18 protein-coding genes are annotated in these 16,490 nt (G+C 42.1%); 10 read left to right on the top strand and 8 right to left on the bottom strand.

Annotated features, from left to right (window positions below):
• The first annotated feature begins 151 nt into the window (after positions 1–151).
• From J0B03_RS05380 to J0B03_RS05345, 8 genes are all read left to right on the top strand, one after another.
• A complete protein-coding gene (locus tag J0B03_RS05380) occupies positions 152–640 on the top strand; it encodes a transposase (RefSeq protein ID WP_207300606.1) in 489 nt (162 codons plus the stop codon).
• Positions 637–1,695, top strand: a complete 1,059-nt coding sequence (locus J0B03_RS05375) for an IS3 family transposase (protein ID WP_207299438.1) — start codon at positions 637–639, stop codon at positions 1,693–1,695. Before J0B03_RS05380 ends, J0B03_RS05375 begins: the two co-directional genes overlap by 4 nt.
• Before the next feature lie 63 nt (positions 1,696–1,758).
• Positions 1,759–2,163, top strand: a complete 405-nt coding sequence (locus J0B03_RS05370) for a GFA family protein (RefSeq protein WP_207300828.1) — start codon at positions 1,759–1,761, stop codon at positions 2,161–2,163.
• 455 nt (positions 2,164–2,618) lie between these two features.
• A complete protein-coding gene (locus tag J0B03_RS05365; protein WP_207300827.1) occupies positions 2,619–4,094 on the top strand; it encodes a hypothetical protein in 1,476 nt (491 codons plus the stop codon).
• A 13-nt stretch (positions 4,095–4,107) separates the two neighbouring features.
• Complete coding sequence (locus J0B03_RS05360; protein WP_207300826.1) at positions 4,108–4,503, top strand: hypothetical protein; 396 nt, start codon at positions 4,108–4,110, stop codon at positions 4,501–4,503.
• A 74-nt stretch (positions 4,504–4,577) separates the two neighbouring features.
• Positions 4,578–4,982, top strand: a complete 405-nt coding sequence (locus J0B03_RS05355) for a zinc ribbon domain-containing protein (protein WP_207300825.1) — start codon at positions 4,578–4,580, stop codon at positions 4,980–4,982.
• 354 nt (positions 4,983–5,336) lie between these two features.
• On the top strand, positions 5,337–5,702 hold the full coding sequence (locus tag J0B03_RS05350; RefSeq protein WP_207300824.1) for a helix-turn-helix domain-containing protein: 366 nt from the start codon (positions 5,337–5,339) through the stop codon (positions 5,700–5,702).
• A gap of 17 nt (positions 5,703–5,719) precedes the next feature.
• A complete protein-coding gene (locus J0B03_RS05345) occupies positions 5,720–6,109 on the top strand; it encodes an iron chaperone (RefSeq protein ID WP_207300823.1) in 390 nt (129 codons plus the stop codon).
• 60 nt (positions 6,110–6,169) lie between these two features.
• Here J0B03_RS05345 and gltA read toward each other — a convergent pair whose 3' ends face one another.
• The gene (gene gltA, locus J0B03_RS05340; protein ID WP_207300822.1) at positions 6,170–7,561 is read right to left on the bottom strand and encodes an NADPH-dependent glutamate synthase; all 1,392 of its coding nucleotides are present in this window, start codon (positions 7,559–7,561) and stop codon (positions 6,170–6,172) included.
• On the bottom strand, positions 7,561–8,391 hold the full coding sequence (locus J0B03_RS05335) for a sulfide/dihydroorotate dehydrogenase-like FAD/NAD-binding protein (protein WP_207300821.1): 831 nt from the start codon (positions 8,389–8,391) through the stop codon (positions 7,561–7,563). Before J0B03_RS05335 ends, gltA begins: the two co-directional genes overlap by 1 nt.
• A 217-nt stretch (positions 8,392–8,608) precedes the next feature.
• Between J0B03_RS05335 and J0B03_RS05330 the strand changes: the two genes are divergently transcribed.
• Positions 8,609–9,169, top strand: a complete 561-nt coding sequence (locus J0B03_RS05330) for an RNA polymerase sigma factor (protein WP_207300820.1) — start codon at positions 8,609–8,611, stop codon at positions 9,167–9,169.
• Positions 9,170–9,318: 149 nt separating this feature from the next.
• Complete coding sequence (locus J0B03_RS05325) at positions 9,319–10,374, top strand: hypothetical protein (RefSeq protein ID WP_207300819.1); 1,056 nt, start codon at positions 9,319–9,321, stop codon at positions 10,372–10,374.
• A 25-nt stretch (positions 10,375–10,399) separates the two neighbouring features.
• Here J0B03_RS05325 and J0B03_RS05320 read toward each other — a convergent pair whose 3' ends face one another.
• From J0B03_RS05320 to J0B03_RS05295, 6 genes are all read right to left on the bottom strand, one after another.
• The gene (locus J0B03_RS05320) at positions 10,400–11,401 is read right to left on the bottom strand and encodes a questin oxidase family protein (RefSeq protein ID WP_207300818.1); all 1,002 of its coding nucleotides are present in this window, start codon (positions 11,399–11,401) and stop codon (positions 10,400–10,402) included.
• Positions 11,402–11,620: 219 nt separating this feature from the next.
• Complete coding sequence (locus J0B03_RS05315) at positions 11,621–13,297, bottom strand: FAD-dependent oxidoreductase (RefSeq protein ID WP_207300817.1); 1,677 nt, start codon at positions 13,295–13,297, stop codon at positions 11,621–11,623.
• A 15-nt stretch (positions 13,298–13,312) separates the two neighbouring features.
• The gene (locus J0B03_RS05310; protein WP_207300816.1) at positions 13,313–13,558 is read right to left on the bottom strand and encodes a 4Fe-4S dicluster domain-containing protein; all 246 of its coding nucleotides are present in this window, start codon (positions 13,556–13,558) and stop codon (positions 13,313–13,315) included.
• 14 nt (positions 13,559–13,572) lie between these two features.
• Positions 13,573–14,355, bottom strand: a complete 783-nt coding sequence (locus tag J0B03_RS05305; protein WP_246798198.1) for a DAPG hydrolase family protein — start codon at positions 14,353–14,355, stop codon at positions 13,573–13,575.
• A 147-nt stretch (positions 14,356–14,502) separates the two neighbouring features.
• Positions 14,503–15,408 carry a LysR family transcriptional regulator gene (locus tag J0B03_RS05300; RefSeq protein ID WP_207300814.1) on the bottom strand — a complete coding sequence of 302 codons (906 nt, stop codon included), beginning with the start codon at positions 15,406–15,408 and terminating at the stop codon, positions 14,503–14,505.
• A 69-nt stretch (positions 15,409–15,477) separates the two neighbouring features.
• Positions 15,478–16,266, bottom strand: coding sequence for an SDR family NAD(P)-dependent oxidoreductase (locus J0B03_RS05295; protein ID WP_207300813.1), 789 nt, complete (start codon positions 16,264–16,266; stop codon positions 15,478–15,480).
• Positions 16,267–16,490: the final 224 nt, after the last annotated feature.

Here is a 16,490-nt window from a genome sequence, read left to right as displayed (position 1 = left end):
TTTTATAACGCAATTGAGCATAAGAAAAATTAATAAACCCCTAAAATATCAATAACTTGGAATGAATCAATGGATTACCCCCTGTGTTAGGATAGTTGTCGGGTGATCAAAAATATTATATGCTAGTAGCCAAGAGAGAGAGAGGATCAATATGGCTACCTACAGTAAAGAATTTAAAGACAAATTAATCAAGTTGATGTTACCACCCGAAAACAGGTCCATTAAGGAACTGGTTGATGAGTATCATGTTCATGAACAAACCCTGTATAAATGGCGTAAAAAGGCAAAATCCAAAGGGACGGTCTATCAGGATCATGCAGGCTCCAAACAAAAATATTCTAAAGAAATGCAGTTGCAAATCATTATTGAGACCAGTCCACTCAACAACCATGAGCTCTCAGAATATTGCCGACGCAAAGGCATATATGCGGAGGAAATCGAAGTCTGGAAGCAAGCATTCATCACCGGTGAAACAGCTGAAGAATCCAAGGTCAAAAAAGAACTCAAGGACAGTCAAGCAGAGCTTAAACTTACAAAAAAGGAACTGGAGCGCAAGGAGAAAGCTCTTGCCGAAGCTGCCGCACTCTTGGTATTAAAAAAAAAGATGCAAGCGATTTGGAGTTCGGACGAGGAAGATTGACCAGCCAATCAAATCGCATCAAAGTGGTTGTGGCCATCGACGAAGCAGTCCTTTCTGGAGCCAGACAGTTCAAGGCTTGCGAAGTCGTCGGTATCAGCGAGAGGACCTACCAGCGCTGGAAAGTTCAAGGTAACGATACAAAAGACGGTCGTCCGGATGCGCTAAGACCCATACCTGCAAACAAGCTGCATTTGGAGGAGGAGAAGAGGATCCTGGAGGTGATGAACCAAAAGGAACATCGAAGCCTTTCACCAAATCAAGTCTTTCATAAGCTCATTGATAAAGAAGGAATATATATCGCTTCGGTTTCAAGTTTTTATCGGGTCTTGAGATATTTTGGTCAAGTCAATCATCGGGGCTATGCAAAAGCACCCATAAGCAAGAATATTACAACACATTGTGCAACAGGCCCCAATCAGGTCTGGATGTGGGATATCACCTGGCTTCCCGGTCCCGTGAAAGGAATATACTATTACCTGTACATGATCATTGATTTATTCAGCCGCAAAGTGGTTGGCTGGGAGATCTGGGATCACGAGAGTTCTGAAAACGCCAGTGTTCTTGTGAAGAAGGCTGCGTACTCTGAAAATGTATTGATGAAGAACGAGCCTTTGGTGTTACATTCTGATAACGGAAGTCCGATGAAAGGTGCTTCCTTGTTGACAACGCTGTATAATCTAGGGATCGTGCGATCCAACAGCAGGCCAAGAGTGAGCAATGACAATGCTTATATTGAGTCAATGTTCCGAACGGTCAAATACATGCCATCTTTTCCCCATAATGGATTTTCAGATATTGAAACTGCCCGCAGATGGGTCGATGCCTTCGTTGATTATTATAATAATGACCACCACCACAGCAGCTTGAAATTTTTGACTCCCAACCAAAGACACAATGGATCGTCCGATGAGATCCTTCAAAGAAGAAAAGAAATACTGGAAACTGCAAAGGCAAAGAACCCTGAACGATGGACCGGACCGGTTCAAAACTGCACCATGGAACAAGCCGTTTGGCTGAATCCATCAAAAGAAAAAAACAGTGAAAAAGCATGCTAGCATATTTGAGAAAAGCGACAACTATGTTGACAATTACCGATTATTAAGAAGGGAGAGTTGATTATGAAATATACAGGATCATGTCTTTGTGGTGAAGTTACTTTCGAAATAGAAGGAAATTTTGATAATTTTTATCTTTGCCATTGCGGACGATGCCGCAAAGATACAGGTTCAGCTCATGCAGCTAATCTATTTTCTTCTACAGCCAAGTTAAGATGGTTGTCTGGTCAAGAAAAATCTAAAACCTTCAATTTTCGAGGAGAAGGGCATATAAAAAGTTTTTGTACCAATTGTGGATCGGCTTTGCCAAATATTCAAATGGATGGGGAATTGTTGGTTGTGCCTGCAGGAAGTATTGACAGTGATTTGAACATTAAGCCGCAAGGACATATTTATTATGCAAGCAAAGCGAACTGGGATGCCGAACTTGAGACTGTACCAAAGTTCAAAGAATTCCCAACTGGATGAAATAGGAATCGATGTACTTTATAATCGGGTTTGTATTTTTACAAAGATTAGTAAAGACCATCAATAAAAACTGATACTTTGGTTTAGTGGGGGGAGAGGAAATGATTTTTTTCTCCTGTAGACATTGCATCTGTTAAATTGTATAAGAGTAAGGTGATACCGCACGTTGAAACAGTCCGCCGCCAAGCCTTTAATATGGTTTTGCTGCTTGATTCTACAACCGAGAGAATTTATACATAAATATGAACCTGGCTAGGAAATTTTGATATTTATAATTTTCAATGTGATGTCAAATGATCAAATAGATGGTTTTGTATCCAAAAAAATAGTACTATTTGCTTTGATAACCTGTTAAAGGGTAAGAAAATAATAGAATTGCATTCAATGAACATGAGTAAAAAGATAAGAACAAGAGTAAACATTAAATTTTTTAAAAAAATATGGGAGAGTTGCCAATGTATCGGCGGTTGAAACGTAAACGTGGAATCATATTTTTACTATCTTTTCTATTAATCTTTTGGTCTCTAGGCAGCGTGTGGGCTGATGAACTATTTGATGAAAAAGGCGACATAAACATGGAGGTTTTTGAACGAGACTGGATTAAATATTCTGATTTTGATGATAATATTCCACTTGAATCTAGGAGCTATGAAGTGCAACAAGCAATTAAATTGGATAATGAAATTGAGAAAATTGGTAGTGAGATCCTTTATCTCGAACTAATTTTAGAGATGGAACGAAAATCCAGACTAGAGGAAATAGAGTATAAACGAGCATTGGTAAGTAGACATCGCGGCAATATTGTTAAATCGCTTATACGAATGGCATATTTTACTTATGATACGGCTAACTCAGCCGCGGATGTTGCAAAATCAGGTGCTGAGAATATCTTAGAGGCTACATCGAATATTCAAGTTTTGGGCGAAATGATTGGTTTAGTCGATCATTTTAACCCAAATGACCATACCAAATCTCAAAAAGTAATACGAACGGGTGGTATAACATTATTAAGCAGTGGGCTTGACTTTGAAGAGACCGCTGAAGCGATGGTTGATGAAATTATTCCTGATATCAAATTATCCAATGAAGTTGATAACGTTAAATTATCTGAAGAGGACATTGATAAACTTGCCGCAGGTCATTTGAAAAACAGGCAACTGGATATCTCCATTGCAGAAAGTTACAGTGTATGTAGTGATATGCGTAAAGAAGTCAAAAAATTAGAAACAACGATGATGAGCTTGTTTGATGAACGAGAAAAATTCAATCAAGCTGAAAAAGATCGTGTATATGATATGCTTAAAAATTCTAAGAAAGATCAATCCAACACGAATAATGGCAATACGGATAAGGCTAATTTAAATCCTATAGAAATATTTCCAGCAGAAGTAAATGTTCCTGAATTAGAAGGTTTAGGTTATGAAATTACTAAAAATGATCCCGATATTTTAAACCATGATACGTTAAGGGCATCCTATGAGGTAAATTATAGTGCTATTAAGGAATACCCTAATTCTGAGAATATTGTTGAAATGAAGAGCAACGTCAGGTTTGCCTTTGTTTATATAAATCCGAATCATGAAAGTTATGACTTTGATTCCTCATCTGATTATGATTTAAAAAATGCCATGAGTGAAATTGATATTATAGAATCTGGTTATAGTGGAAATAACGAGAAAGGATTTTCGCAAATTGAAGATTCAGACACAAATCAGAAGATTAATGTGAAATATGTATACCAAACTTACCCCCAAAAACCAGAATATGATTATTCTAGAGGTGTTTATCTTGAATTGGATGAACCCTATGTTGTATATATATATATTGGTGGCGGGACCTATGAAAGTGAATATGCTACGATATTAGGTGCTTTACAACAATATGCAGAAACATTGAAAGAAAGCATAAAAGAGAGTGTCACTATAAAGTGAAGGAGGAGTAACAATGCGCAAGTCAATGATATTCATTTGTTTTATTGTATTACTCATAAGCTTTGTAGGATGCGGGAAAGAGCAGTCCTTTGAAGTTGTTGATGAGGCTTCCCAAATCAAATCGAATTCTGAGGGTGTTGACTTCGAAGGATCCGTAAGTTTCGATGGAGAAACAGTGTCGTTTAATCGGATATATGATGATGCAAACAACGAAAAAGAGAGAAGAATGTATTACAAAGATGAACAACTTCAATTTGTAAGTTGGGATAAGAATAATGATGGTATGAAGGATTTCTGGATTCGAATGGTAGATGGTGAATATGCTGATTTACAGATGGAAGATACAGACTTTGATGGTAAAGTTGATATAGTTACAAAGTTTGATTCTGAAGGTAGGATCATCCAGTAAAAATGCAAGCGCATATTCCAGTACACATATTCATAGCAACTCTTGAACGATAAAATCATCTCAAAACTGAAGAGGTGGTTTTTTATCAACTTAGGCAAGAATACACCCTGGGAGATCTCAAAGGAATCAAGCAGCATTCTCCCGTCAAGGGGTTTGTCCAGATCTCCGTCCAGCGACTGGTGGAGATGATCAGGTACAAAGCAGCCCTGGTGGGGATGGACGTGGTAGTGGTAAAAGAAGCCTACACCTCCGGAGTCAGTGCCTACGACCTGGAACCGGTGGAGAAAGGCTCCTACGACAAGAGTCGGCGTATCCAAAGAGGACTCTTCCAGACCCAGAATCAACAACTGGTAAACAGCGACATCAACGGATCCTTAAACATCTTAAGGGTCTATGACAAACATGTAATCCCCATGCCCGTTGCCGGGTGGAGGGATAATGGGTGCTTGAACCACCCTGCAAGGATCACGGTTGCCTGAGCGATCAAGATCCATCGGATAAGGGGACCCTGGATGACAGGGGGAAACTTAAATCCCAAACTCTTTGCGAACAGGAATGTCCGGTTCCATGAATCGGAATCTCCCGCTTCAAACCTTTGGTTAAGCGGGGGTAGTTCAAGGGTAAAAACACGAATCGCAAATATGGATCCATGTGATAACCAGAGAAAAGGCGGAGTGGATTAGAGAAAAATGAAACTGTTATCGGCACAATGTTATTGGTAGATGAATTCGATTTTCTATTTCATCCAGTCGATGCAACCACAAAGTTGCGCCATAGTTGATGGAAGCAACCAAGGTATTCTGCTACACTATCAGCGAGAAGGAGGACGGCGTATGAAATTTGATATAATCTGGCAAATCTTTCATCAAGTCTTTAATATTGTAGTGCTGCTGGTGCTATGCGGAGCCTTGATCTACTTCTTCATACTGATGATCAAAGCATTGAAAAAGTACACCAACGCAAAACCGGTTAGAGAGGAAAAAGCAGAAACAGCAAAATCATTGGGTGAAATTATAAAAAAATACCGGATGGAATGCAAAATGACGCAGGAATTTGTAGCGGAAACTTTGGGTGTAAGCAGACAAGCAGTATCCAAATGGGAAAGTGGTGTCTCTGACCCAAGCACTTCAAATCTTATCGCACTGGCAAAACTATTGGGGGTCGCTCCGGAAGATTTGCTGAAAGAGACCCAGCGTTGAATAGGAGGAAAACAAAAATGGACAAGAAAGCAGATAGCCCCCAAAATATTGACGAATACATCGCCCAGTTTCCAACGGAGGTTCAGGAAAAGCTGAAAAAGATCAGAAAGATCGTCCTGGAAGCAGCTCCTGAAGCTACGGAGAAGATCAGTTATCAGTTGCCCACATTCTATTTGTTTGGGAATCTGGTGCATTTTGGCGCTTTTAAAAACCATATCGGCTTTTACCCTACCCCTAGCGGTATTGCTTCCTTTGATGAAGAGCTGGCGCCATACAAACGAGCAAAAGGCTCTGTCAACTTCCCACTAAACAAACCCATTCCGTATGACCTCATAGACAAGATCGTCCGGTTTCGTGTCATGGAAAATTTGGAAAATGCGGAAGGAGAAAAATCAAAAAACAAGTGAGATGAATTTAAATAAAAACTCCCGCTTCAACCTTTTGTTGAGCGGGAGTTTTTCAATGGATCATTCTTTGGTCATATACTCAAGCATGGCTTTCGCAGCCGCTTTTCCAGCCCCCATTGCCAGTATGACGGTGGCCGCGCCTGAAACAGAATCGCCGCCGGCGTATACCCCTTCAATGGAAGTCGCCCCAGTCTCTTCGTCAACGATTATGCCACCCCAGCTGTGGGTCTTTAGATCCGGAGTAGCTTCCCTCATTAGCGGGTTCGGGCTTTGGCCGATGGCCACCACCACAGCATCCAATTCGATATCGAATTCTGAACCTTTTATTGGTACCGGTCTTCGTCGACCGGAAGCGTCGGGTTCCCCGAGCTCCATTCGGATGACTCGGATACCGGTCACATCGCCTTGTTCCGAACCCAAGATTTCCACTGGGTTCATCAAGAGATTGAATTCGATGCCTTCTTCTTTTGCATGTTCGATTTCTTCATTTCTTGCAGGCATTTCCGTTTCGCTTCTTCGATAGATGATATAAACCTGCTCTGCACCCAAGCGCATGGCGCATCTTGCTGCATCCATGGCTACGTTTCCTCCACCGACTACTGCCACCTTTTTGTGGCGGATGACAGGTGTATCGTACTCCGGATATTTGTAACCTTTCATAAGATTGATCCGCGTCAAAAACTCGTTGGATGAATAGACACCATTGTAATTTTCGCCTGGAATGTTCATGAAGCTTGGAAGTCCTGCACCGGTGCCGATGAATATGGTCTCAAACCCCATCTCCTTTAAATCGTCGATATCAAGGATCTTGCCCATCACCATGTTGGTTTCTATTTTTACTCCCATATCTACCAGAGAGTCGATTTCTTTTTGAACCAACGATTTTGGGAGCCGGAATTCAGGAATTCCATATTTCAATACACCGCCAGGTGTGTGGAATGCTTCAAATATGGTCACATCCACGCCTTCTTTGGCAAGATCTGCTGCACAGGTGAGACCGGCTGGGCCGGAGCCGATGATGGCTGCTTTTTTACCCAAGGTGCATTTGCATGTGAGCGGCTCTACACCTGCTGCAATGGCATAGTCTGCACAGTAACGTTCCAATCTGCCGATGGCTACAGGTTCATCCTTGATGCCTCTAACGCAAAGCATCTCGCATTGTTCTTCTTGCGGACACACTCTTCCGCAAATTGCCGGAAGACCGTTCGTTTCCCGAATCTTTTCGTAAGCTTCGATGTGTTTTCCTTGTGCGATGAGAGCGATGAAATCCGGGATCTGTATCATGACCGGGCAACCTTTTACACAAGGCTGGTGTTTGCATTGAAGACAGCGATTGGCCTCATTGATCGCCATCTCTTCCGTGTATCCAAGTGCAACTTCTTCAAAATTTCTCGCACGGACTTTTGGTTCCTGTTCAGGCATTTTTGTTTTTTCTTTTTGCATATTTGGCATTATTCTACTCCTTTGAAAAGATTGCAGGCTTCGCTTTCCGGTTCTTTATACATACCCTGTCTTCGCATTGCCTGGTCAAAGTCCACTTCATGTCCGTCAAAATCAGGACCGTCCACACAAGCAAATTTCGTCTCACCTGCTACGGTCACTCGGCATCCACCACACATTCCTGTTCCGTCGATCATGATGGAATTCATGCTGACTATGGTTTTAATTCCGTATTGCTTCGTAAGCTGTGATACAAACTTCATCATGATCAAGGGACCTATGGCAATGACAAGATCAAAATTTTCCCCCGATTCAATTTCATTTTTAAGTGCGTCTGTGACGAATCCCTTGTTTCCATTGGATCCATCATCCGTGGTGATAATGACTTTGTCGGAGACTTCATGGAGCTCTTTTTCAAGTAAGACCAAATCTTTATTTCGAAACCCTGCGATGCTTGTCACTTCAACGCCTAACCGGTGAAGTTCTTTCGCTTGGGGATAAGCAATTGCCGTACCGAGACCGCCTCCAATAATTGCCGCTTTCTTAATATCTTCAGGGAAATGGGAGGCTTTGCCAAGTGGACCGACAAAATCCTGGAGGGAGTCTCCTTCTTCAAGGGTGCCAAGGAGCATCGTCGTCTTGCCGACTTCCTGGAAGATGATGGTGATGGTGCCTTTGGCCGCATCATAGTCGGAGATCGTCAGTGGTATACGTTCTCCATTTTCATGGACGCGCAGTATGATGAACTGTCCTGCTTTTGCCTTCTTGGCAATTAGGGGAGCCTCAATCTCCATAAGCTTCACTTGTTCATTTAATGTTTGCTTTCGTAAAATTTTATACATGGCTTTCTCCTTGCTTAATTAGTTTGACAGAATTCATGCACCAAAACATTGTAACTTATAGGGTAAATTATATAATGAAACATACAAACAATCAATTGTTTACCGTGGTTTAATTTTCAAGGCCCCTATGTTAGGATAGTCTTTAGATGATGTAAAAATATTCAGATGCAACCAAATAGGAAGAGATTTTGTTATATAGGGTGAAGGAGGTTTTTCCATGGAGGATGAAATGATCGTGGATTTGTATCTGCAAAGAGACGAAAAAGCAATTGCAGAGTCGTCCGTCAAGTATGGAGGTCGGCTTCAACGAATATCATTCAACATAGTTCGAAACATTTCGGATGCGGAAGAATGCGAGAACGATACATATATGTCCGCATGGAACAGCATACCGCCCAGGTCTCCTAAGAAATACCTGTTCTCCTATTTGGCAAAAATCACACGGAATTTGTCCATAAATCTTTACAATAAAAACCATGCAAAAAAGCGCTATGCAAATGTAGTGGAGCTGACAAAAGAAATCGAAGAGTGCATACCCTCGCCAAGGGATGAGGAATGCAGAATAAAAGAGACGAAGCTTGCGGAAAGTATCAGCAGGTTTCTAAAAGCCTTGGGAAAAGAAGAAAGAGACGTGTTTGTGACAAGGTATTGGTATTCTGAACCGATCAAGGCAGTGGCCAACCAATTCGGCATAAGCGAAAGCAAAACCAAGTCCATGCTCATGAGGACACGAAACAAATTGAAAAAACATTTTCAAAGTGAGGGTTTGGAACTATGAGAGGGAAAGATCTATACGAAAAGATCACAAATATAGATGATGATATCATTTCAGATGTTGGGAATATGGCGAAATCAAGAAAACCGTTGTATAGGAAAGGGCTCGCTGTTGCAGCTTGTTTTGTCCTTGTAATATCGGTCCTTTCTCTTTTGAACAGAGACGACACGACAACGGATCCAAATCCAAACCTGCCCATGCTCACCATAGATACGGAATTTGCTGGCGGGATGGGCTTCGAGGGATATATGGCCTATGATATTTCAGATCTGACAAATGCCAATCCTTGGAATGAAGACATGAGCATCACCCATTTGCCTGTCATAAAAAACAAATTTGCATATGATGAAATGCAGCATGTGGAAGATCCAGACTATAAACGGATGGAAAAGCTCTTAGTGGAAACAGCGGAAGATCTTGGCATGGATGCGAAAAACATACCGATCACAAATGATGTCCCTGACAAGGAAACCCAAAAGGATATCACGGATAAACTGGGTGGCACGGTGCCAGATGGATACTTTGATGCCACAAGGTTTTTCATGGAAGATGAAAAATATATAGTGGAAGTGGATACAAGCAATACGGCAAGAGTGGATTTCAAGGTCCCTGTGGAGCTGCCGGAGGAGTACAATTTTACCTACTACGCAACATATGACGAAACCTACAAGGTGGCAGAGTATTTAAAAGACGAATTTGCAGCGTTCATCGGGATGAAAGATCCCATGATCAATGTTTCCGGGGGAGACTTCAACATCTATGGGGAGCAATCATACAGGATCGCTTTTTATGAAAAAAGCAGCGATGGGGTGCAGGCCATTTTAAATTATCATTTCAATACGTTGGAGTTTTACTGCAACGACGATGGGGCATTGTTTCTTGCAAGGAAGTATGAAACAGACTTGAGTGAAGTTGTAGGCGATTACCCAATCGTTGACGGGGAAGAGGCACTTGCCCTGCTTGAGGCTGGAAACTACGTCACATCGGTGCCCCAGGAGTTTGCCGGCAAAGAACATGTGAAAAAGATGGAGTTGGTTTATCGGTTGAGCAGGACCGATAAACTGTTCATGCCTTATTACAAATTCTACGTAGAACTTCCGGATATGAAGCGTGAAAACGGGCTCAACAGCTATGGTGCCTATTATGTTCCGGCAGTAGAGGAGCAATACATCGAAAACATGCCGGTTTGGGATGGCAGTTTCAACTAAAGCATTCTGTTGTTTTGATTCCATTTTATTCACTAGTTATTTTTCGTATAGCGGATTTTTTTAAGGTGGGCAAGGCATACAGCTTGTCCAGCTTGCTGCAGGTATATGTGTATTTTATTGTGTGGACGTTTTTTGAATTACACCCGAGTGCTATAACGTCTTCCCATTTTTTCTCTGGTGATTCAGGGCTAATATCTTGGACCTCCAGCCCATCTATTGTCAACAAGTGGGTGATGATACAAGTTGACATGATGTCAAGGATCTCAGAGAAATCATCAAAATAATCCTTAAGTCCAATAAGTGCGTGAAGTCCTGTTGTACAATGAAGGATAATGATATTTTGATAATGATCATGCATGGGTAATGTAAGTCCTAACAATGTTCGGATCTTTTCTTCCTCATCTCCTGCGATGACAAAACCCTTGTCCAAATATTTCGAGTCATGGTACAAGGCATTCATCTTTTGCCCCATGGATGATTTGGATTCCGTCAAGTTATTGATATAGAGATCCTGGATCAAGTTCTTTATCTGGTCCTTGAATTCAGGACCTTCGATTTTATTTCTGAATTTCTTTGCTTCCTTATATCCTGTCACATAATATGCCAGCGCTCTGGCAACCTCTTCTTTAAGACCATGGTCAACTTTAAAACCTTCTACAGCATAAAACAGTCGAATAGATGTATGAAAAAGACCGGAAGACAGTCCGTAGGAATAATGATTCAAGATCCTTCTGATCACCTTGTCCATCCCTTCTGCTTCAATAGATTCCCTCACTGCATCCAGGCAAGACTCATATAAATCTCTTTTTCCAAGGCACTCTTCAATGGAATGTACTTTAGGATAGTTCGTTTTTGCCAAATCAATATTAAAATGGTTTACATAATAATCAGAATACGATTTAATGTCCTCTAACTTCCTATTCATTTGATATAGTGCCAGCTGTCCCATCGGCAAATGGTTGACGAAGTTTCCCATATAGGGTGAGTAAGGCCTTGCATATTCATTTACTAATTCATGGATCTGCATAAAAATTTCCTCCACATCATATTTTTTCTCAATAGGATTTGTACCCATATTTCTAATGTTGAAAAAATTTTCTACTTGTAAGAAGTACGCGTAATGCCATCCTGACTAACCAAAACAAAGGGCTTCCAGCCATTGCATTTCCACCAGGCATGTTGCTGGAGGTATGCAAATCAGGAAGCCCTGTTAATGCGGCAATTTTTTCGTCATGTCTGGAAGCTGTTATTGCACCTTGCTGGGTTGTACGGACCATTTCTCGTATGGAACGTCTTCCGTACTGAATTCCATGGAATCACCCTGTTTCTTTACGATGATCCATTTTAACCAGTTTTCATTATCCATATCCGGGTAATCTTCACGCATGAACCAACCTCTTGATTCTTTCCGCATATCCGCTGCCCGGAACTGCATCTCTGCCGAGAGTACCATGGCGGCTGCTTCATGACAGGAAAGAAGCTCGTGGAAGTCATTGGCTTTCAACGTTTCGCACAGTTCTTTTGCTTTCATCACATATTTCAAAGCGGTTTCGATGCGATGATCACTCATGTAAACGGAGCGTTCCATGGGACCAACAGCCTGTTGGATCAAACGAATGATCTCTTTTGGATCCGAACCCGATTCCCGTGCCAAAGGTGCGAAGGTCTTGGCTATGCAGTTATCCACCTGTTCTTCATCAAGGGCGGGAACCGTTATGTTCATTGCATTTTCAGAAGCGCCTTCCGCACAAAGGATACCGGCAAATACAGCATTTAAAATACCGGATCCCCGGTTTCGTCCTGGAGGTGCAGGAACCGCACCGGGAGCTGCGGAACCACAGTAGCTGACGTCTCCAATGGCGTACAGTCCAGGTATGGTAGTTTGCATGTCATGACCGACTTTCACGGGAGACTGTTCTCCAATCAACATCGGGCAAACTTCATTATCCACATCCACGTTTTCTGCCGATTTTCTATTCAATGACCAAAAATCCTGCCCGTATGGACGATCCCAAACCTTATGCAAACCGCCCCCGTCATTGTCGAGTTTCAAGACAATGGGTCCATTTGCTTCCGACATTTGTTGAAACCACTCAGCAATTGCAGAACTGCTGATATCCGGTTCCGGGCCGGATCGGAAATTTTTTGTCACATGTTCGCCCAGTTGATTGTACATGTGATTTTCACCGAACACTACTTCATTATGGCTGCGGACCTTGACCAATTGGGCAAAGTTTCCAAACTCAGGATTTCGCATTTCTGCACCGGCACGATATGCGGCAGCAATGCCGTCTCCTCTGCCGCTGCTCCACATAGGTCCGATCCTGTAGTTTTGACTTCCGGTTGCCAGAACGACAGATTTTGCATGGAAGGCATACACTGTTCCGTCCAAGATGCTGTAGCCTAAAGCTCCTGCGATTCTGTTTTCACTGGTCAATAAATCGGAGACGGTCACTTTGTCCAAAAACTGGACACCCATTTTCTCCGCTGTTCTCCTGAGTCTCACCGTGATATTCAAGTCGACGCCGATCATGGCCGTCATCGGACCGGTTGGGATCACGGCATAACTGCCATCTTCACGTTTCGGCAATACGGCACCCCACTCAACCAGTTTATCCAGCATTTCATTGTTCATGGAGACGTATTTTTTCATGAGATCCTGATCGCCCAAGTAGCAGCCGATAGCCTGGACATGATATGCGGTGAAATCTTCCGGCTTGATCTTTTCCAAGTCAAAATACTGGAGAACACCACCACCTTTATTGGCTTTTCCCGAATAGCCGGACGTCTGCTTTTCAACAATTTGAACATCCATTTCCGGGCTTGTTTCCTTCAGTGCGATAGCTGCCGTTAGACCGGCGATTCCACCGCCTATGATCAAAATGTCCGTATTTATATTCTTTCGTTCAATCTTTATATCCATTTTCAACCCCCCTTTCTAAAGATATCGATCAAATGTCTGCAACAATTTTTCGCTTTCGTAATCCGGTAGAACTTGGATGCATCCTTTATTGCAAATGGCTTCGCACCAGAAGCAGTGTTCGCAGTCTTCCACATATTTGAAAACAGGCTGTTTTTTTTCTTCATCCCAGCGTATTACATCCACAAAGCATGCTTTATAGCAAAGCTTGCAGCCGACACATTTTTCGGCATCAAAAATGATGCGATGTTTCGTATCAATCATGACCACACCTCTTTCTAGAAATTATCCCGTTCTTCGGGGAAGATCTTTGGCAAAAGAACTGCCAGGTTGTTGAATTCTTTGATGTTGTGCAAATTAAGGGCTCTTAGTGGTTCTTCCGGCATTCGCACTCCGTCAGGTAGTACTTTGTACATTTTTTTGTTCTTGCAGGTATATCCCATCCAGAATCGAGTACGCAGCTCTATGCCACCTTCAATGTCCCGGACAAAATGACACATGATGGCTTTGCCATTGGCACAGACAATGGTGGAGCAGGCGCTGGTTCCGATTTTTGAGGTATCAAAACCCATGTCTCCCGGGTTTTTAAAGTTGATCACGATATTCTGAGGTCCCATGCCCACATCCTCGTAAACAAGGTGGGTCGTATCCCAGTATCGCTCCTTGTAGGAAAGCATGGGATCCCGGCCTTTTGCTTTTTGCATGGATTCTGCCCGGTAATGATCCTCATTGTCCCAGATCGTGTAGCGCAAATTGTCCTGGCCATGCCAGGCAAACCACCAGTCAAACATTTCTCCGGTCACTCCCGGCATTTTGACCAGGTTGGAGATGTAACCGGTTCCATCAGGCATAACGCAATAACCGACCTCTTCTTCGAAATAGCCTTCATCAAAAAGACGATTTCTTTCCTGGATCGGCAGCGCTTTCGCTGGGTCCATTGGGCCCGCCAATACTTTCTGAATATTCTCCGATGGAGGTTCTACTACCGATTCCAGGTAGTATTTGTAATAAGACTTCTGTTTGTCCTGTTCCGTCACCTTCACTTTTTCTTGAGAGTTCACCAGATTTGCCTCCTTCTTTATAAAAATGTAGTCTCTTACTTGTTGGCTAACATGAAAGAGACTATTTATAAACATATTAACTTGTTTTTGTCCGTCCGTGAAATCAATGTTTTCTATGTGCTCATAAGCAACGAGATTACGGGCGGATCACAAAGATTCATCCGTTTGTTCCCTGTTTTCATAATAAGAATGAAACAACTCGATGCAAGGATTGTTATTGGATCGATTTGAAGCAATGACCAGTTCCATTGGTTTTAGTTCCCGCAGTCGTAAGGTCGTGGTAAGATTGTTGAGGACTGCCGTATTGTTGATACCGCTGATGGCGATCCCTTTGCCCGATTCCAGGTAAAGTGCTTGGGAACTCAAATCGGGAGCTTCAATAACTTTCGGTGTGAATCCGGCCTTTTCACATTCCTGCTTCAACAATGAATGTATGGCGTAGGATTCATTTGGTGAAAGGGTCACAAAGGTTTCCTCTTTAAAATCGATCAACGACAAATCTTTTTTCTTTGCCAGGGGATGTTTTGCAGAAAGGATGAGTACCGATTCTACGCTGTAGAGTCTCTTCAACATCAACCAATTCTTGTTTTCCACATCGATTTTCAAGGCGAAAGCAATATCCAGTGTCTGATTATGCAACCATTGGACCAGTTCGCTGTTGCTTCCCCTGCGCAGCGTCAAATCCACATCCGGATATTTCTCTTGAAAGTTGTCGAGAATGGACAAGGTACGTTCGTCAATGCTGTTGCTGCTGATAAGCCCGATCCGAAGAAATCCGGATTTGCCTTCCTGGGTCTGCTTGGCGTATTTTACCAACAAATCCAGCTGACCCTGGATATCCTTCAAGCCTTCATACATGATTTGTCCCGCAGCCGTAAGACGGGTATTTTTATTTTTTTTATCTCGGATAAAAAGTTTTATTCCCAACTCATCTTCCAAAGACGAAATATTGTGACTTAAAGCCGGTTGCGATATGAACAGCTCGGCAGCGCTATCCGTGAAATTAAGATATCGCGCTGCTGTCAGAAAACAGCGAACCTGCATCGTATTCATAAATACACTCCTTGTACTTTTGCATGTAGTTATAATCACAACTATACGTTTTACATTTCTCTACTAAACTTAAATCAGTCTGTCTTTGCGAAAAGCTGAAGTCATGAACCGCCATGCTGCCTTTCTATTTGTCAGCCAAATGATCTGAGCGTTGTTTTTCCTATTGCTCAATATTTTAGGTATAAAAAACTTTGCTACTGTATCTGGTTTGTCTGCCAAAGTGTTGAACACTTTTTTAAACCGCTTTTCGGTTATAACCTCCGATTGCTCGCCGTCTGGCGTTTTCGTGATAAAATCCGTTAGCATCATACCAGGGGACAAACGCCCTGCCATAACACCGGTCCCCTCCAATTCTTTGGCAACTCCCTTCATAAAATAGCTCAAAGCATGTTTGGTGGTACCGTACAATATTGTCTTTTTCTGAATCATATTGTTTGAGCCAAGGCCTTCCATGCTGTATATTTCGCCATAACCTTGATTCAGCATACCCTCTGCGGCAACTTGTGTGCCAAATATCATTCCGATAATATTGGTTTTGATAATGCTTTCGGTGTAATTTTCTCCTGTTTTCCACGAATATACATATGGAGTATTTTGCCCCGCATTGTTGATCCAGATATCTATCTTGTGCCATTTTTCTACGGAAACATCCCAAAGATTTTGTACCTTGGCTTTTTCCTGTACATTGCATTGAACATATATATATTTTTCCTCAAAATCAGAGAGTTTTGCTTTTGTTGCTTCAGGCAGGGATTCTCCTCTGCCAGACAAGGTCACGTTACATCCGGCCTGCAAAAACTCGATTGCCATGGAAAAACCAATACCTCTGGTGCTGCCGGTTATCACAACATTCTTCATAATATTCCTCCGTTGTTATTGAATTGGATTGGTCCGTTCCTGTTTTTACGCGTAGATTTGGCGAAAGCAAGATTTCAAGAACATCATATCATAAAATTAAATGACTGACTATTTTTCAAAATAAGTTAAGTTTTGAAAAAGACAAACGCAGTAGTATAATTGAAACGAAGTGTGGATTGAAATGGTATTTTTGCTTGTTGATTTTAAGATAAATTGGAAATAGG

It is taken from the genome of Alkalibacter rhizosphaerae (assembly GCF_017352215.1).
Taxonomy (GTDB): Bacteria; Bacillota; Clostridia; order Eubacteriales; family Alkalibacteraceae; genus Alkalibacter; species Alkalibacter rhizosphaerae.
The sequence above is the reverse complement of the archived record's forward strand: the minus strand, read 5'-3'. Positions and strand labels throughout refer to the sequence as shown.